Origin of the sequence: Paraglaciecola arctica (assembly GCF_018861065.1) — a bacterium.
GTDB lineage: Bacteria > Pseudomonadota > Gammaproteobacteria > Enterobacterales > Alteromonadaceae > Paraglaciecola > Paraglaciecola arctica_B.
Map to the genome: position 1 here is coordinate 415,948 of NZ_JAHKQO010000036.1, position 18,110 is coordinate 434,057.

The 18,110-nt window shown below is 40.6% G+C and carries 15 protein-coding genes; 11 read left to right on the forward strand and 4 right to left on the reverse strand.

Annotated features, from left to right (window positions below):
- Nucleotides 1–10: 10 nt before the first annotated feature.
- Both KO534_RS15090 and KO534_RS15095 read left to right on the forward strand, forming a co-directional pair.
- A complete protein-coding gene (locus KO534_RS15090) occupies nt 11–478 on the forward strand; it encodes a DNA polymerase III subunit chi (RefSeq protein WP_215930486.1) in 468 nt (155 codons plus the stop codon).
- Entirely contained in the window at nt 471–3,323 is a 2,853-nt protein-coding gene (locus KO534_RS15095) for a valine--tRNA ligase (RefSeq protein ID WP_215930487.1), read from the forward strand. The genes KO534_RS15090 and KO534_RS15095 overlap by 8 nt, the downstream gene beginning before the upstream one ends.
- Nucleotides 3,324–3,377: 54 nt before the next feature.
- Here KO534_RS15095 and KO534_RS15100 read toward each other — a convergent pair whose 3' ends face one another.
- Complete coding sequence (locus tag KO534_RS15100; protein ID WP_215930488.1) at nt 3,378–3,935, reverse strand: DUF3016 domain-containing protein; 558 nt, start codon at nt 3,933–3,935, stop codon at nt 3,378–3,380.
- 205 nt (nt 3,936–4,140) lie between these two features.
- Complete coding sequence (locus KO534_RS15105; RefSeq protein WP_215930489.1) at nt 4,141–6,168, reverse strand: beta-propeller domain-containing protein; 2,028 nt, start codon at nt 6,166–6,168, stop codon at nt 4,141–4,143.
- Nucleotides 6,169–6,330: 162 nt separating this feature from the next.
- Between KO534_RS15105 and KO534_RS15110 the strand changes: the two genes are divergently transcribed.
- Genes KO534_RS15110 through KO534_RS15125 form a run of 4 tightly spaced genes read left to right on the forward strand, consistent with a single transcriptional unit; the run spans nt 6,331 to nt 9,560 of the window.
- The gene (locus KO534_RS15110) at nt 6,331–7,248 is read left to right on the forward strand and encodes a MipA/OmpV family protein (RefSeq protein WP_215930490.1); all 918 of its coding nucleotides are present in this window, start codon (nt 6,331–6,333) and stop codon (nt 7,246–7,248) included.
- A gap of 3 nt (nt 7,249–7,251) precedes the next feature.
- On the forward strand, nt 7,252–7,623 hold the full coding sequence (locus KO534_RS15115; RefSeq protein WP_215930491.1) for a DUF3019 domain-containing protein: 372 nt from the start codon (nt 7,252–7,254) through the stop codon (nt 7,621–7,623).
- Complete coding sequence (locus tag KO534_RS15120; RefSeq protein WP_215930492.1) at nt 7,623–8,324, forward strand: response regulator; 702 nt, start codon at nt 7,623–7,625, stop codon at nt 8,322–8,324. The genes KO534_RS15115 and KO534_RS15120 overlap by 1 nt, the downstream gene beginning before the upstream one ends.
- Nucleotides 8,325–8,330: 6 nt before the next feature.
- Nucleotides 8,331–9,560, forward strand: coding sequence for an ATP-binding protein (locus KO534_RS15125; protein WP_252732168.1), 1,230 nt, complete (start codon nt 8,331–8,333; stop codon nt 9,558–9,560).
- Here the strand turns inward: KO534_RS15125 and KO534_RS15130 are convergent, their stop codons facing one another.
- Nucleotides 9,561–9,920: a hypothetical protein gene (locus KO534_RS15130; RefSeq protein WP_215930493.1), complete on the reverse strand. Its 360-nt coding sequence runs from the start codon at nt 9,918–9,920 to the stop codon at nt 9,561–9,563. It abuts the gene before it with no gap.
- 244 nt (nt 9,921–10,164) lie between these two features.
- Between KO534_RS15130 and ccoG the strand changes: the two genes are divergently transcribed.
- From ccoG to KO534_RS15155, 5 genes are all read left to right on the forward strand, one after another.
- A complete protein-coding gene (ccoG, locus tag KO534_RS15135) occupies nt 10,165–11,604 on the forward strand; it encodes a cytochrome c oxidase accessory protein CcoG (protein ID WP_215930494.1) in 1,440 nt (479 codons plus the stop codon).
- Nucleotides 11,601–12,566, forward strand: coding sequence for a serine/threonine protein kinase (locus tag KO534_RS15140; protein WP_215930495.1), 966 nt, complete (start codon nt 11,601–11,603; stop codon nt 12,564–12,566). Before ccoG ends, KO534_RS15140 begins: the two co-directional genes overlap by 4 nt.
- Before the next feature lie 482 nt (nt 12,567–13,048).
- Nucleotides 13,049–13,477, forward strand: a complete 429-nt coding sequence (locus KO534_RS15145) for a phosphate ABC transporter substrate-binding protein (protein ID WP_215930496.1) — start codon at nt 13,049–13,051, stop codon at nt 13,475–13,477.
- Nucleotides 13,478–13,491: 14 nt separating this feature from the next.
- Nucleotides 13,492–14,628 carry a topoisomerase IV gene (locus KO534_RS15150; protein WP_215930497.1) on the forward strand — a complete coding sequence of 379 codons (1,137 nt, stop codon included), beginning with the start codon at nt 13,492–13,494 and terminating at the stop codon, nt 14,626–14,628.
- A 150-nt stretch (nt 14,629–14,778) separates the two neighbouring features.
- A complete protein-coding gene (locus tag KO534_RS15155; protein ID WP_215930498.1) occupies nt 14,779–15,402 on the forward strand; it encodes a thiol:disulfide interchange protein DsbA/DsbL in 624 nt (207 codons plus the stop codon).
- Nucleotides 15,403–15,541: 139 nt separating this feature from the next.
- On the opposite strand, the gene KO534_RS15160 is transcribed toward KO534_RS15155, so the two are convergent.
- Complete coding sequence (locus tag KO534_RS15160) at nt 15,542–17,893, reverse strand: DNA polymerase II (protein WP_215930500.1); 2,352 nt, start codon at nt 17,891–17,893, stop codon at nt 15,542–15,544.
- Nucleotides 17,894–18,110: the final 217 nt, after the last annotated feature.

Consider the following 18,110-nt stretch of genomic DNA (forward strand, 5'->3'; position numbering starts at 1 on the left):
CACTTCAACTATGTCTAATGTAACGTTTTATCTACTTGATGAAACAAATGACACACACCAACAGCCAGCGCACTTTGCGCTGGCTTGTTTGTTGGCGACGCGCAGTTATCGCCAAAAACAAAAATGTTTAGTGTATTGCCAAGACCAAAAACAGGCAGAGCAATTTGATGAGTTATTATGGCAATTGCCCAATGACGCATTTGTTCCACACAACTTGGCCGGAGAAGGTCCAATGGGTGGTGCTCCTGTAGAAATAAGTTGGCAAGCCCCTAAACAATTTAATCGCCCAATTCTCATAAATTTGGCTGATACCATCCCCGATTTTCATCAACGATTTAGACAAATCATTGATTTTGTGCCTGCAAAAGAACAACTCAAACCCCAGGCCAGAGAACGATATAAACAATATAGAGCGGCAGGAAATCAATTAGATACCCTACCCGCCTCAAGCATTAACGAGATACAAAACAATGGATAAAACATTTAATCCACAAAATATAGAACGCGATATTTATCAAAGATGGGAAGAAAGCGGGCAGTTTAAACCGTCTGGAGAAGGTGAACCCTATAGCATAATGATCCCTCCACCCAACGTGACCGGCAGCTTACACATGGGCCATGCGTTCCAACAAACCATTATGGATACTTTGACACGTTATAAACGTATGTCGGGCAATAACACCTTGTGGCAAGTGGGTACCGACCATGCCGGAATCGCGACACAAATGGTGGTGGAACGTAAGTTGGCTTCTGAAAATGGCCCCACTCGTAAAGAATTAGGACGAGAAGCTTTTATCGACAAAATATGGGAATGGAAGGCCGAGTCAGGTAACACTATTACCAACCAAATGCGCCGTCTAGGCACATCTGTTGATTGGGATCGTGAACGTTTTACTATGGACGAGGGGCTTTCAAATGCCGTTAACGAAGTATTTGTACGCCTGCATTCAGAAGATTTAATCTATCGCGGCAAACGATTAGTAAACTGGGATCCCAAGTTACTGACAGCCATATCTGACCTAGAAGTAGAAAATAAAGATAAAAAGGGCCATATGTGGCACTTCCGTTATCCCTTAGCTGACGGCGTTAAAACGTCTGAAGGCAAAGATTATCTAGAAGTAGCCACCACTAGACCAGAAACTGTATTAGGTGATACAGGGGTAGCCGTCAATCCAGAAGATCCCAGGTACAAGGACTTGATTGGAAAATTTGTAGATTTGCCGCTAGTCAATCGACGCATTCCTATTGTGGGCGATGAACATGCTGATATGGAAAAAGGCACAGGTTGCGTAAAAATTACGCCTGCTCATGATTTTAACGATTATGAAGTGGGTAAACGTCATAAACTACCGATGATCAATATTCTGACTTTTTCTGGACACATTCGCCAGCAAGCTGAAATATTTGATACCAACGGTGAAGCCAGTGATTTTCTTGATTCGGCCATTCCAGAAGAGTTTCAATATTTAGAACGTTTTGCAGCCCGCAAAGCTGTAGTCAATAAATTTGATGAGTTAGGGTTATTAGCTGAAATCAAAGATCATGACCTTACCGTGCCATACGGTGACAGAGGTGGAGTGGTCATTGAGCCCATGCTGACCGACCAATGGTACGTGCGAGCAGCACCTTTGGCCAAAGTCGCTGCTGACGCTGTCACTAACGGTGAGATTGAATTTGTACCTAAACAATATGAAAACATGTACTTTTCTTGGATGAATGATATTCAAGATTGGTGTATTTCACGACAATTGTGGTGGGGACATAGAATCCCAGCTTGGTACGACGAACAAGGTAAGGTATATGTAGGTCGTGACGAAGCTGAAGTACGCGCCCAAAATGGTTTGGCTGCTGATATCAAGCTAAGACAAGATGACGATGTATTAGACACTTGGTTCTCATCTGCTCTTTGGACGTTTTCTACTTTGGGCTGGCCTGAAAATACTGAAGACTTAAAAACCTTCCATCCAAGTAATGTATTAGTAACAGGTTTTGACATCATTTTCTTCTGGGTAGCCAGAATGATAATGATGACTATGCATTTTCTTAAAGATGAAAATAACAAGCCACAAGTGCCATTCAAAACCGTTTACGTAACGGGTCTTATTCGTGATGACGATGGCAATAAAATGTCGAAATCTAAAGGCAACGTTATCGACCCCTTAGATATGATTGATGGTATATCTCTTGAAGATTTACTTGAAAAACGTACTGGTAATATGATGCAGCCGAAAATGGCTGAAAAAATCAAGAAACAAACCGCCAAACAATTCCCAAATGGTATAGAGCCTCACGGTACTGATGCTCTGCGCTTTACCCTAGCGGCACTGGCCTCTACTGGTAGAGATATCAATTGGGATATGAAACGCCTAGAAGGCTATCGAAATTTCTGCAACAAGTTATGGAATGCCAGCAACTTTGTACTAATGAACACCCAAGACTTTGATTGTGGATTTGATGCAGATGCAGACATGACGTTTTCACTGGCTGATAAGTGGATAATGGGTCAGTACCAAAACACTATCAAAGCTTACCGCAGTGCTATGGATACCTATCGCTTTGACATCGCAGCCCACACATTATACGAGTTCACTTGGGATCAATTTTGTGGTTGGTATATAGAGCTAACTAAACCCGTAATGACACAAGGCAGTGAAGCCCAGCAAAGAGCCACTCGACACACCTTGGTGACAGTCTTAGAGTCTTTGCTGAGATTAATGCATCCAATTATGCCCTTTATTACAGAGACCATTTGGCAAGATGTATCGCCATTGGCTCATTGTCATTCTGCCACCATAATGAATCAGGCTTACCCTGAATACGATGCATCTAAAGTTGATGCTACAGCCATGCAAGATTTGGAATGGGTAAAAGGGTTTGTGTTAAGCGTACGTACCATACGTGGTGAAATGGATATCGCGCCTAGTAAACCTTTGCTAGTGTTGTTGCGCAATGCGTCATCTCAAGACATTAGAAGGCTTGAAGAAAACACTATGTTTTTAAACGCCATCGCTAAATTAGAATCTGTCACAGTACTTAGCGCAGACGAGCAAGCACCAGTTTGTGCCACGTCTTTGTTAGGCTCGCTGGAAATCATGATCCCTATGGCAGGTTTGATTGATAAAGATGCTGAATTAGCGAGGATTTCCAAAGCCTTAGATAAATTAGAAAAAGACTTTGCTCGCACACAAGGAAAACTTTCTAACGAAAAGTTCGTGAGTAATGCCCCGGATGCGGTTATTGAGAAAGAGAAAGCTAAATTGGCTGACTTTACTATGCAAATGGGTAAGTTGCGTGAACAACGCAGCAGCATTGAATCCCTGTAATAACAGTGCTGCAAAGGATATCACTATTGAAGAGATATCCTTTGCAACTCACCTCTATAGCTTTGAAATAACTGGGTCTTCTTTAGTCTCTTTTTGAGCTAATTGAGATTCAAATTCTTCTTCAAACCAACGTTTCAACATATTTTTCTCATATCGCAAAGGTTCATTTCTAAATGAACTGTTGCTGCGATCGAGAAACGACATGTCCTTAAGGTTGACTTCAGACTGTTGTATAACTTGCCCTAATTCATCTAATAGTTGGTAACTGAACTTCATTCTTGGAATATCAATATTCTTAATGACACGAACGTCAGAGGTACTATGCCCTAGACCTACAAATGACGCTGGAAAAACCTCACCGGCAAGATCAAGATCATTCACTGTCATTAGCAATTTGCTGTTATGTGGTAATTCAGAGGCTAACTTATTCATATATTCATCTATGCGTTTAAAAGTTGCTTCTCTAAATCTTTTGCGGGACTCATTACTGGGTCTGACGTCACGGTACTTTTCTGGTTTATCCCATTCAATTTCAACTTTCCCTTGGGCCATAACGTGACTCGACAACCCAAATGCCAAACCACAAACAATCAATCTGGTTAAAGTTTTCATAATAAATCCCCTAAGTTTAGGTACTTGTGAGTATCACCATAACACATGAATATAGTCTGAATAAAACGCCAAAAAGTTCCCTAGATGGGAGTGTTCTAATCAGTTTCACCTCAAATAAACGATAAAAAAAAGGCCGGCTTACACCGACCTTTACGACTTGGGTCAAGTCGTAAACAAACACCAAAACAACACCTGTTAAGCTAATCTAAAAAGGTCCAAAAATAGCAGCATCTTCCGCCCAGGTTGTCTGCCAAACTTGATTTCCGTGAATGTAATAAACGTTGTCACCATGGATAACGCTTCTGTCATCCCACCCACTAGAGTAAGAGTCGCTCATTTTGGGACTTACTACACTCCTTTGAATTAGCTCTGGCGTAGTTGCGGTTGTATCCACTTCAAGTAACAACAAGCTATTAGTAGGAGCCCAAATACGTGTCAGTTCATCGCGACCTTGATTCCAGCTTTCTACAGGTAAAGCGAATTGGTAGCTACCCTCAGTATTTAACACAGACAAGGCACGATAGTCATATTCAACAGGGGTATAAGCACTAGTCTTAACGATACTATTTACCTCAAGAGGATTACTAGGATCGGTTACATCAAACAAGCTGATCTTCATCCCTTCTTCAGATACTGGCTGTATAGTCACTTCACCATTTTCTGGGATATCAGTAACACTAACCTGCTGACCAACGCCAAGCAGATACCCATTATCTAGCGGGTGTAAATAACTGGAAAACCCGGGTATTTCCAATGCACCTAATACCTGCGGATTATTTGGGTTCGCCAAATCAATGACATAGAGCGGATCAATTCTTTCAAACGTCACTATATAACCTCGGTCTCCTAAAAATCGCACTGCGAATATATCTTCACCGGGTTTACCAATAGGTTCAGGTGACGCCTCGTTTGGAAGAGTCGCGACTGCAGACAACTCATTGCCTTGCTGATTCAGGACTGATAATTTATGCTCCGGCTCATCTTTAGAGTAATCCGTAGTCACAATACGTAGAAATTCATTTTGTTCACTTAAACGTAAGTTAGGTGCGCCATTCCAACCGATAATACCTTCAACTTTACCCGTCGCTTGATAGGTCAAATTGGTATCTAGCGACACTTTATGCAATACAGTTTGATTATCCACAGTCGAACCTAGATACAAATTTGCTTCAGACATATACAACATGTTGGCGACCGAACTAATACAACTCGACTGGATGTCATTAGGGTCGCTTAGGTTAATTCTGCTGACCGTTATAAGTTTGGCATAGCCATCTTTTTCTGTCGCTTGAGAGGGGATAACACAATCTTCGGGCAAATTAAGTGGTGTACCTTCATCACCATTTACATAGATTTTAGGCATCAGTTCAGCGTCTGGCGTATCTAAAATTGTTAAGTAGTTTTCTAATAACTCTTCTTCAGTAGTGGCAGTTGCATCGAGCCCTTCTACATAAGCGGTATAGCTGGTTACTATGTATAATTCATCATCTATTCGGCGACTCGACAACATAGTGCCATCAATCTTAATATTACTGACTGTGCTAGGACTGCTAGGTACAGAGGTGTCATATATATCCAGCGCTAGTTTTTGCTCGCTAGGCAACCAAGGTTCTGGAGCAAAGGAGATATAATCCATAGTGTAAAATCGGAAATTGGTACTCAACACGGCTAATCGATCGCTATGTTGATACATACCTTCTATATTTGCAGCTTCATCCACTAAGGGTAATTCTGCGACTGAATTTAATGAAAAATCATTTTGCCTTTCTAATATTCTTACCTTTGATTGGTATATTTCTTCATCGTACCATTGGGGATAAGCAGCTAAGTAAAGTATGTTGCCATCGTACTCAATTCGGTCAGCTTCATCGACCCCAGATTCTTGGGTATTAGTAGTAGAGAAATCACCATTGGCTGCGCTAGCGCTATCTTGTGTCACTGAATATTCGGGGGCCTCCACTCTATTACCATTGGCATAGTCAAACGCAGCAGAATAAATACCATTTTTAATAAAACGACTCACAGGTACTTGACCAGCCTTAACCAGCGGCCCTTCAAAACTTGTTGCAGTATTAAGTTTCGGTGCTTCAGTGGGACGTTCGATTACCGTCTCGTCAATTACCTTTACATCATCAGAACACGCCGCTAAAACGAAAACGACCATTGCAATGATTGCTAAGTTCAGTAGATCACCAAAGTTATTCTTTTTGGGTAGAAACTTGGATAGATACATAGTCAAATACCTTTTTGTTTAAATGATGTAAGCTAGTGTAGTGAATCTAACAAACTATATATGGGTTAAATTGGATCTATTTGTGAATAATTGTAATCCGCCAAACAAGCGGCATAAAAACTCTGCTAGGCTACGCATATTATTGATGTGAGGATTCCGTTTTTGTACACCCTGTTGTCGTTTTTTCGTATGCTAATTCTGTTGTCTATGTTTGTCTCTGGCACTATACTCGCGTGCCCAGAAGATGAAACATGCATCGAAGAAAGCAGCTGGCACCTTGGTTTAGCGGTTGGAGTGGGCATTAAGACCAACCCGTTAGTGGATGGTGACGATATTCCATTGGTTATATTACCTGACATCGCTTGGTACGGTGAAAAAGCCTATTTTGATAACGGCGAGTTAGGATATCAATGGCTAAGCCAGCCTCAATTTGCATTTGAAACCTTTCTGCAAGTTGACAGAGAAAGAGCCTTTTTTAGTTTCTTACACCCGGCAAATATTCTACTAACCCCTACAGAAGGGTTTTCTCCTAGCTCGCCTGACATGGATACGTCTGACGCGTCAGTATCCCCAGGTATTCCGGGACCAGAAGAGGGTGAAATCCAAAATAATCAACGCAGTTTGTCTATAGACGACATAGGAAGCAGAAGTTGGGCACTCAATGCAGGCATTCGGGGCCATTATTTTTCGTCTAATAGCGAATGGCAGCTTACATTACAACAGGATGTTAGCAATGTGCATCAAGGTCAACAGTTGGGGCTGGAATATAGCCACAAGTGGTTATGGCATGATCTTAGATTAGGGTTGCGCTTAGGTACCGACTGGAAAAGCACCGATTTACTTGATTATTATTACGGTGTTTCAGAAAAAGACACTAAACTCAGTGAATTTTATTTTGAGGGAAAAGCTGGATGGCAATCTTACTTGTCTATCAATGCTCAGAAACCTATTAACGAAAATTGGTTATGGTTGGCAAATATTGGTTATCGAAAGTTACCCGAATCCTTAACAAATAGTCCTCTTATAGAACAGGATAATATTCGTAACATATTTCTAGGTGTAGCGTATCGATTTAAGTAAGCAATGGAATTGAGAACAATCGTTATAATTGCAGGTATTATTTTTTGCAGAAATCTATCTGCTGAAACGCCTGCATGGACTATTCAACCCAACATATGTGTTGCTCAGAGAGTGGGTGATGAGTGCCAGTTAACAATTAGTATTGAAACTCAAAACATGCCCTCAGAAAAACTCTGTCTTTACCTTGATGGAAAGTTATTGAACTGTTCTCAACGAGCATATTTCTATAATGCAACATCGGTCTTAATTAAGAAAAATGCCCTGATTGAATTAAAAAACAAGGCCCAAGAAACGATTCTTTCTAAGAAGTTATTGATTAAATACCTTGACCCACAACAACGCAGGCGAGTCCGCCCACCATGGAGCCTTTTCTGATGAAACAGGTTATATTAGTCGAAGATGACGATAGGCTTAGTAGCCTAATTAGCCAATATCTAACAGAACACAATTTTGAAGTAAGGCGTTTAGCCAGCGGCGAAAATTTATTGCAACTGGTGCAATCCTCTCCACCAGACATTTTAGTATTAGACGTGATGTTACCGGGTGAGAATGGATTTGCTCTATGCAACAAAGTTAGGCCTTATTACTCAGGTCCTTTGTTATTTATGACCGCAAAAAACGATGACTTTGATCAGGTCTTTGGATTAGAAATTGGAGCGGACGATTACGTTATAAAACCAGTCGAGCCAAGGGTGTTGTTGGCACGGATTAATGCCTTGTTGCGGCGTAATAAAGAGCCTAGTTTACCGGTAAATTCCCATCAAAAACTACAATACGGGCACCTCACGATTGATCGCTCAACTCGCTCTGCATGTCTAAAAGGTGTAGACGTGCAATTAACCAGTCACGAATTTGATATGTTATGGAAATTGGCAGAAAGTCCATCAACCTTGGTTGACAGAACCACTTTGTATAGAGACGTCATTGGTCGTGAATATGATGGCCTTGACCGTAGTGCCGACGTACGAATTTCGCGGCTTCGCAAAAAACTACAAGACAACACTCAACACCCCTATAAGATAAAAACGATCTGGGGCAAGGGATTCTTCTTTGTTGCTGACGCTTGGGACGATTAACCCTTTATGGCGCGCCTTTTCATTAGTTTGTATTTTTTTATTGCGGTATCTTTAATAGGTCTTAGCGCTGGGCTTGAGCGTATATTTTTCACTCAGTCGGAAACATCTAACGCGCAATTTCTAGAACCTGTTTTTGCAGCGGCTATGGAACAAGATATCGATATGCCGGCTTTCGTTCAAAGCTTAGGTGGCACCCTCGAAATACGTGAACTAGGCGACATAGCTTGGTCAGACGATAATTTAGCAAAATTACGTAATGGTCAAATTATCGCTCTAACAGACACTGACGTAACCGAACAAATATACATTCTGGACAATCAATCACAGTTGTTAGAAATAACCTTACCTATTAGCACCGCCAACTCCGGTCAATTTTTACTATATAGTGTATTGTTCTTTTTATTATTAGGTGGCGTCATCGCCTTTTGGATTTGGCCATTGTGGCGAGACTTATCAAGTCTAGAAAAAACGGTTTCAAACGTTAAGCCCGACGGCAGTATTGAACAAAATAATATTAATAAGTCATCTCTGATTTATCCCATTGCAAAGTCCCTCAACAACATGGGAAACCAAATCACTCAATTAATGCAGGCACAAAGAGAACTTAGTGGAGCTGTTACCCATGAATTTCGAACGCCTCTCGCACGATTAAAGTTTGCTCTAGCAATGAAACCCACAGCCCAAAGTAATACATGGCGAGATATGCAAGAAGATGTCAATGAACTAGAAAACCTTGTGCAAGAGATGTTGGACTACGCCAGCACAGATGCCCGCATACCCGAAATGAACTTGGCTGAGATCCCAATCAAGCAACTGTGTCACCAGTTGCTGCATCGGCTCAAAGAAAGCCATTTATCGAACTTAAACACTCGGGTTTATGGTGACGATCCTCATGTATTGGCAGATGAACACTTTATTGAAAGAGCGATTGAAAATTTAGTTTTAAACGGCTCTCGTTATGCGACAAAAAACCTTGAAATCCATGTCATCAAACAAAAAGATGAAATTCAGATATGCATCGAGGATGACGGGATAGGTGTTTCTCAAGATATGCGTAAAAAGATTTTTTCAGCGTTTTTTCGACCCGATGAAAGTCGAGATAGACAGCAAGGTGGCGCAGGTCTTGGTTTAGCTATTGTTAAGAGAATTGTGGATTGGCATCAAGGCGATTGTTACGTAACCGATAGCGAATTAGGTGGCGCGAAATTTGTCATCAGCTTACCTAACCCTTTTTAGTTAGACTTTGAGGATCCCTTTGCGACTAATCTCGCCACAGACATATTGTAAATTAGAACCGTAAATAAAAGGGTTTTTGTCGCGAGCTTGGCAATAATGTAAATTAAAGTTGTTCAATTCGTTTTTGGTACTGGTGATTCTTAGTAAATATTTTTCTTGAGGTTCACTTAAGTTCTCCACGTTTTCAGAAATTTCATTTCTAAACTTAGCTAACTGTTGATTATCAATAGTTGTAGATATGCCGTGCATCCATTCAGAGGTCGTGGATTGCACATCAGACAGCCAAAATTGCACAAATGCACTGCGCAGAATCATTATCAAAGCCAAAATTTCAAACGTCACTACGACAAAACGCAACATAGCTTGCCACTCAAAATAGTTACAATTGTTAGAAGACTGGCCATGCTACCCGAGAACGCGGCATTAAAATACACTCGTTAGTTATGAATTTCTATAACTACGAATAACAGTTGCTGAAACAATAAAAAGCCTGACCGAGATCAAGCAAGGCGATTAACAAGCTGGTATACTTGTAAAGTTATAAGAGTCTATACGGCTCTTCGTATTTGTTGTATTTGCCTTTTTGATATACCAAGGACCCCCAATGAGTGAGCGCATTCCTGTAAAAAACATCTCACCAGTAAAAGTACACCGCCCCGATAAATCTAAACATGACAATGACTATACACCTCGAAGCAGAATATACGTAAGAGCAGTATCTGGCATGTTGGAGAACATTCGCCGATTTTTCGGGCTGTTTTTTTTAGGAAGTTTTGCGGTATTACCTTGGATTCAGTTTAATGGTTCACAAGCTATATTGTTTGATATTGGTGCGCAGCGCTTCAATATATTTGGCTTAACACTTTGGCCGCAAGATTTGACCTTACTCGCATGGATTTTGATAGTTGCCGCATTCGCTCTGTTTTTTGTGACCACCTTTGCGGGTCGTGTTTGGTGCGGATTTATGTGCCCACAAACAACTTGGACCTTCATTTTTATATGGTTTGAAGAAGCCATTGAAGGTAGTCGCAATAAACGCATGAAACTAGATCAAAGGAAAATGGATTTTGATAAGTTTTGGCGAAAGTCACTTAAACACTTTGCTTGGGTCACCATCGCTTTATTAACCTCTTTAACTTTTGTGGGTTATTTCACCCCCATTGATCATTTATTTGTGGAGTTTTTCACTTTCTCCAGCAGTTTTTGGATAGTGTTTTGGGTGTTGTTTTTTACGTTTTGTACTTATGGCAATGCTGGTTGGATGCGAGAAATCATGTGCACCCACATTTGCCCTTATGCCCGCTTTCAATCCGCCATGTTTGATAAAGACACTTACACCGTTGCCTATAACGCGGCCCGAGGGGAACAACGTGGCCCAAGAGCCAGAAAAGTAAGCCGCGAAGAAAACCAACAAAAGGGCTTAGGTGACTGTATCGATTGTCATTTATGTGTGCAGGTTTGCCCAACAGGTATCGATATACGTAACGGTTTACAGTACGAATGTATCAATTGCGGGGCCTGCGTTGATGCATGTAATGGCGTAATGGAAAAGATGAATTATCCCAAGGGACTGATTAGCTTTACCTCAGAAACTGAACTAGCGGGCGGAAGCACAAAAATATTTAGACCCAAACTCATCGGTTACGCCATAGTATTAGTATTAATGTCAGGATTACTGGTTTTCGAAATAGCCTCTAGAAAACCATTAGAAATCGACATAATAAAAGACAGAGTTCCTATGTACCGAGAAACAGGGAACGGACTAATTGAAAATGTATTTACCATAAAAATTCTCAATAAATCGCAACTCACACAACGTTACCGGGTCTACGTTGATAATCTCGAGGGTCATACATTTATTGGCGAAAACGAAGCAATAGTTTCCGGAGGAGAGGTGTTTAATTTACCTTTCAGTATTGCCATCAATCCAAATAAATTAACCCAAGAATCCACTGAGTTTAACTTTAGAGTTGAATCAGTGGACGATGAAAACAACCCAGTTAGAGTGCAAGAAATCAGCAAATTTTTGTATCCTGATTTGTGAGTACTTTTGATTTTTCAGGACTCACGCCTGACCTGATATTAGACGCGATCGAATCACAAGGTATTCTTGTTGAGTCGGGTCTACTGGCGCTCAACAGTTATGAGAATCGCGTTTATCAGTTTGTTGCGCAAGACAACAAACGATATGTCGCTAAGTTTTATCGACCCCAACGCTGGAGCCAAGCACAGATTCAAGAAGAACATGACTTTTCGATTGAATTAGCATCCCATGAAATCCCTGTTGTAGCACCGATGATTATCAAAAATCGCAGCCTACAACGTTATAACGACTACTACTTTGCATTATTTCCGTCTGTGGGTGGCAGACAATTTGAAGTCGACAACTTAGATCAGCTCGAATGGATGGGACGATTTATTGGTAGGATTCATGGTGTGGCCAAAAGTACCAGCTTCGTCCATAAACCAACAATTAATGTGAATGATTTTTTGGTTAAACCATTGCAAGAATTGCTGCAAAGCCCGCTAATACCCTCAAGTCTACAACAACCCTTTTTTGCTATTCTACAGCAAGTGGTGGATCTAACTTTGTCGCTTTATTCGAGTAAATCTAACATCAGGCTCCATGGCGATTGTCATCCAGGTAACATTCTTTGGCGCGACGGACCAACCTTTGTCGATTTAGACGATTGTAGAGGCGGGCCGGCAATCCAGGACTTGTGGATGATGTTATCAGGAGACAGACAACAGCAATTTATTCAAATGGATACCTTGATAGAAGCCTACCAAGAATTTTGTGACTTTGACGTTGCGCAGTTAGCGTTGATTGAACCTTTGCGAGCCATGCGTATGGTGCACTACATGGCTTGGCTAGCAAAACGATGGCAAGATCCCGCCTTTCCTCAAGCCTTTCCTTGGTTTGCTGATGGAAAATATTGGGAGCAACAAATATTAGGGCTAAAAGAACAGCTCTCTGCATTACAAGAACCCCCGCTAACGCTCTAGTTGCTTTCTCCTATTTACTATCTATTATAAAAATCCCTCACTTTCCCTAATTTCCCTAATTTCGCGTTTAACTCGTTAATTGCTCGCGCTTGCAAAGCCACATTGTTTTGTCGCTATTTATCGACTATTTTTACAAGGTACCTCAACGAGTTAGCAAATATTTTGAATTAGTATTAGCCACAACAATACTAATTTTATTGGGTAATTCAGGGGTATTTAAAAGATAGTGATTGATGATGAAAGTATACATTTTACATATGCATGTATGATTTAACATACCATAAAACACTGTATTCTTGCATTTTTTAGCTCATAATATGCGCCTCCAAATCAGCGGCACTACAGCACATTTTGCGTAACCTCTTGTTTTTATAGGAATTTAATAAGATTTTATAGAAAATCGTAAATAGGTAAGATTTGGTTACTAGCATTTAAAGGCTATAAATTTTAATACTTAACTAACCTTAACATAGGTAAATGATATGCACATAAAGTCTTCGTTAAAATCTCTGATAGGCATAACACTTGGCTGCGCTATTTCACTCTGCTCTTTTGCAGAGGTTGTAGTGATTGTTCATCCGAGTAACGATTCAACATTGAGTCAAAAGGATGTTCAGAGAATATTTCTAGGAAAAGAGAAAAAATTCTCTAATGGCAATGAAGCATTGCCGGTCAACCAAGTGCCTTCTTCAAGTACTCGCGGCTCATTTGATACTGACACCCTAGGCCGAAGTTCAACCCAAATTGCGGCTTACTGGTCGAAACTAGTATTTACCGGCAAAGGTATACCACCAAAAGAACTAGACAACGATGCAGCAGTATTAGCGATTGTTGCAGACAACCAACATGCGATTGGTTATGTAGACAGCGCATCAGTTTCTGATGCAGTTAAAGTCATTTCGTTGAACTAATTAGGAGCCATATTATGAAAAAATTACTCACTATCGCCGCACTAACAAGCTGTGTATTCTCTACCCAAGCAGAAGTGCGTATTAACGGGTTTGCAAACTTTGTAGGTGGCATGACAAGCTCAGAAGATAGCTTGTATGGCTATGATGATAGCTTGAGCTTTTCAGAAGAAAGTTTGTTTGCCATCCAAATAAGTGGCGACGTCAATGACAAAATGACTGCTACAGGACAAATCGTTGCTAAAGGTACAAACGATTACGACCCTGAATTTGAATGGGCGTATCTAACTTATCAAGCAACTGACAACCTTAGCATTTCAGCCGGACGTTTAAGGTTACCTTTATTCCGTTATTCATCTTCAAAAGATGTGGGCTATTCATATCATTGGGTAAATACGCCACAATCTGTATATGGTGTAGCATTTAACAACATTGAAGGTTTCCGTTTTGACTACAGCAATTATGCTGGTGACTGGGAATATGCGTTTCAGTTAACAGGAGGAACCATTAACAGTAGTATTGATGTGACCGACCTCCAAGGCAATCCTCAGCCAGTAGAGCTTGAATCAAATAATTCGGTGGTATTTACAGCTGAAGCGACCTATGAGTGGTTCAAAATTCGTGCAGTTGCGGGGCGAGGTACTACGACTTTCTTACCAGGATCATTGGAACCATCTCTTGAATTATTACCTACTAATATCGCAGATTCATTACGAATGGATGAAGACACAGCTAATTTCTACGGATTAGGTTTTGAAGTCGATAATTTCGATTGGTTTGTTAGTGGTGAAATTACTTCGATCGATATTGAAGAATCATTCTCTCCTAAAGATACAGCCTATTACTTAACAGCGGGGGTGCGCACTGGGAAATTCACGCCATCAATCACTCATGAAGTGTTTGATGGCGAAGCAGAAATTCGTTTTCTTGACCAAGTCGCCGCTTTACCTGAAGACCTTAGTGCTCCAGTTGGCGCTGCAGTGACCACTATCCAACAGTTGTTCTCTACTAAATATAGTTTATCGACAATAGGGGTTCGTTACGATATGAGCACCAATGTTGCTTTGAAGGCAGACGTTAGCAAATACGACGATGATATTGATGAGTCAGCTGATGCCACTTTAGTTAGATTTGCAGTTAACTACGTATTTTAGAGTAACTAACGAAGCCGCTTTTTATGCGGCTTTTTTTGTCTTGTCGAATGTAAAATGCCATTATTTACATCACTTTACAAAGTCCTGACGGATTTTTTTTTATCGCTATGCTAATCTGCCATCAAGTTTTGAATTTAATTGTGAGATCTTATGAAAAAGATATTGTTGTTCCTGAGTGTGATGTTATTACTGCCTCTTCAAGCCTGCGCACAAGAAAAATGGCGCGAAGGTACCCACTTCAAAGTAATAGCTGAACAAGCCACTGAAAAGAAAGAGGTCTTAGAATTCTTTTCGTTTTGGTGTCCTCACTGCTTTAACTTTGAACCTCTAGTTAAGACCATTAAAACCAAATTGGCTGATGACGTTGAGTTCAAAAAGGTTCATGTAAACTTTATGGGCTTTACTAGTGCCGCCATACAAGACGACGCAACAAAAGCCATGATGGTCGCTAGAGAGTTAAAAAGAAGTGATGAACTCAATGCGGCAATTTTTAAATACATTCATGTATCCCGTTCATCTGTTTCGGGCATTAATGACTTAAAAAATATTTTTGTTGTCAATGGTGTAGAGCCAAAAGACTTTGACAAAATGATGTCTAGCTTTGGTGTAAATAGCCGCTTGAAAATGAACAACAAGGAAATTCAAGCATACCGCAAACATGTCAGAAGCGTGCCTACCTTTATTGTGAACGGTAAGTACCAAGCGACATTTACTCGCGATATGAACCAAGAAGACATGATTGATTTAATCGTTTATTTATCGAATAAAAAGTAAGCTGAGATTCGAGATTCGAGATTCGAGATTCGAGATTCGAGATTCGAGATTCGAGATTCGAGATTCGAGATTCGAGATTCACAAACACGATAAGTTTATAAGCCAGTTGTATATCAACTGGCTTTTTCGTTTTTGATGACTAAAAAAGTCCCATTTGTTGGCTAGTCATATCCTCAAACGACAAACCTATAAAGGGCAATATCCCTTCAGCTATAGGTTTAATCTGTTTTTCTACATACTGCTCATAATCTATTTGACTATTCAAGTATTCGACTGGCTCTGGCCCGTTAACGGTAAGCACATACGAAATCCAGCCCTTATGCTGGTATTTAAGGGGTTTGCCAAGCGCCATATTTTGTTGATCAGCCAATCGTGCCGCTTTCACATGAGGTGGCACATTTTTCACGTACTGATCTAACCGACGGCGAATGCGTTTGCGATAAACCAGTTGTTCATCTAGCAACCCTGCGCGAGTATCTTCGATGGTTTGCAGCAAATATTCATGCACATTTTTGCCTGCAAATACCATTTGATATAACTTGAGTTGAAAGCCCTTTGCTAGGGCGGTCCAATCTGAGCGTACTGTCTCTAATCCCTTAAATACCAATTCCTCTCCATTCTTAGTTGTTTTTAGTCCTGCGTATCGTTTTTTACTGCCGAGTTCAGAACCTCTAATAGTGGGCATTAAAAATTGGCTAAAATGGGTTTCGAATTCGATTTCGAGTTCGCATTCTAGTTGATGATTTTCTTGAATGTAGTCTTGCCATTTTTGGTTAATATCTGTCGCCAAGGATTGCCCCACTTGGTTGGCTTGCTCAGTCGAATATTCACCTTGCAGCCACACAAAAGTTGAGTCGGTATCGCCATAAATCACTTGATAACCTGCCGCTTCAATCCAGGTCGCGGTAGTTTGCATGATATCGTGGCCGCGCATAGTAATAGAGCTGGCTAATCGTGTATCGTAAAAAGGGCAACCACCCGAACCTAATACACCGTAAAACGAATTCATCAGAATTTTTATGGCCTGACTTCGCGCCGCATCTTGGTTTCTTTTGGCTTCATCACGCTGTTTCCACAAGGACGTAATAATGGCTGGTAAGAAGTGTTTATCACGGCTAAATTTAGCTCCTCGATAACCTTCAATGGCATCATCTGGCTTGGCTAACCCTTCAACTAAACCCAATGGGTCAATTTTAAAAGTACGCATAATGGACGGATACAAACTTTTAAAATCTAACACTAAAACGTTTTTATATAACCCAGGTTTAGAACTCATCACATAACCACCAGGGCTAGCCAAACCACCATCTTTGGGGCGATTAGGTGCAATGTAGCCTGCACGATGTAATTTGGGTAAGTACAAGTTTACAAATGCTGCCACCGAACCACCCATTCGATCTAATTCAAGACCGGTAAGTTGGCTACGTAGGGTTAGAAAATCTAAGACTTTAGTGTGCTCGAAAATATCTAGCACCAATTGGCAATCTTGCAGATTATATTCAGCTAACTTAACTTTATTGTGCTGAAAATTTTGCTCAATCTCAGCAAGCCTGTCATCAACGTCTTCGGTCTTTTTTCCTTTTTTTAACAGTGTTTGCGCAACATTTTCGAGACTAAAACTATCAAACTGGTAAGTGGCGGTTTTTAACGCATCAATTCCATCTACAATGATCCTGCCGGGCATAGAAGCAAAACCTTGATTTACCTCGTTTCTAGCATCTCTCCAAAACAGCGGCTGGCTGTTACGTCCCAGTAATAGTTTTACTCGGTGTAAAGCCGCGCGTTTAATTAACAGCCGAAAATCAAAGTTGACTACATTCCAGCCAATAATGACATCCGGATCGATTTGTGAAACCAATAACACAAATTGTTGCAGCAAGGCCTTTTCATTTTCTACCCAGTGGATCCATTCTGGAGCCTGCTGTGATTGACCAATCATTAGCACACACTTGTAGTTGTCATTGGCTAAACCAATAGAAAACAACTCTCCCTTTGCACTGCATTCGAGATCTATGGATAACAACTTAAATTGAGGGACATATTGGCTGGGTTTACATTGAATATCTGCAAGACGGGTTACTCGAGATCTCTCTTGTTTACCCGTAAATAACGCGCTGCCATATACAAAACGTTCCATTAAATAACGCTCTGTTAATCGTATGTCATCCTCAAAACAACTAATCTGATGTTGCTGCAGTAACGCTCTAGCTTTAAACAATAAACTGTTCTTATCAAAATACACGGCTCCCACAGCTTGATGGGCGAAGGTTTTTAACTGTAAAGGTTTGTAGTTATGTTCAATACCACTTTGCTGCAGGAGATTAGATACTTGAGCGTGATCTTTCTGTTCAATAAAAAACAACACTTGCTGCGCCGTTGATATGCCTTGTATTGCTCCATTTTCAGTCATAAACCAAAATTCAATAAAGGTCTTGCCGTGACGCTCTATAGTGTGAGCAGTAAGAATAAATCCCTCTAAGGAGACGTTCATAAATCGAGGTTCTAAAAATTCAATTGACCGCAAGGTAAGGGTAATGTCACAAGAAATCAAGCCAAGGCATAGTATTGATAAACAATAATATTGCGATCCAAAACGCATCGACCCTTTGATTTAGTTAAGTGCCAACCCTAGAGGGTTTAATCGAGTTGTCGATTGTTTTAGCTAGCCTGAATGGATTCATTGAGCTAATTTGAGACGTTGTGTTCTT

What these genes read in the sequence shown, in the direction of transcription:
- KO534_RS15150 (WP_215930497.1), top strand. Translation starts at nt 13,492, where the DNA reads ATGAAAAAATTACTCACTATCGCCGCACTAACAAGCTGTGTATTCTCT.
- KO534_RS15105 (WP_215930489.1), bottom strand. Translation starts at nt 6,168, where the DNA reads ATGTATCTATCCAAGTTTCTACCCAAAAAGAATAACTTTGGTGATCTA.
- KO534_RS15090 (WP_215930486.1), top strand. Translation starts at nt 11, where the DNA reads ATGTCTAATGTAACGTTTTATCTACTTGATGAAACAAATGACACACAC.
- KO534_RS15130 (WP_215930493.1), bottom strand. Translation starts at nt 9,920, where the DNA reads ATGTTGCGTTTTGTCGTAGTGACGTTTGAAATTTTGGCTTTGATAATG.
- KO534_RS15145 (WP_215930496.1), top strand. Translation starts at nt 13,049, where the DNA reads ATGCACATAAAGTCTTCGTTAAAATCTCTGATAGGCATAACACTTGGC.
- ccoG (WP_215930494.1), top strand. Translation starts at nt 10,165, where the DNA reads ATGAGTGAGCGCATTCCTGTAAAAAACATCTCACCAGTAAAAGTACAC.
- KO534_RS15120 (WP_215930492.1), top strand. Translation starts at nt 7,623, where the DNA reads ATGAAACAGGTTATATTAGTCGAAGATGACGATAGGCTTAGTAGCCTA.
- KO534_RS15100 (WP_215930488.1), bottom strand. Translation starts at nt 3,935, where the DNA reads ATGAAAACTTTAACCAGATTGATTGTTTGTGGTTTGGCATTTGGGTTG.
- KO534_RS15155 (WP_215930498.1), top strand. Translation starts at nt 14,779, where the DNA reads ATGAAAAAGATATTGTTGTTCCTGAGTGTGATGTTATTACTGCCTCTT.
- KO534_RS15095 (WP_215930487.1), top strand. Translation starts at nt 471, where the DNA reads ATGGATAAAACATTTAATCCACAAAATATAGAACGCGATATTTATCAA.
- KO534_RS15160 (WP_215930500.1), bottom strand. Translation starts at nt 17,893, where the DNA reads ATGAACGTCTCCTTAGAGGGATTTATTCTTACTGCTCACACTATAGAG.
- KO534_RS15125 (WP_252732168.1), top strand. Translation starts at nt 8,331, where the DNA reads ATGGCGCGCCTTTTCATTAGTTTGTATTTTTTTATTGCGGTATCTTTA.
- KO534_RS15115 (WP_215930491.1), top strand. Translation starts at nt 7,252, where the DNA reads ATGGAATTGAGAACAATCGTTATAATTGCAGGTATTATTTTTTGCAGA.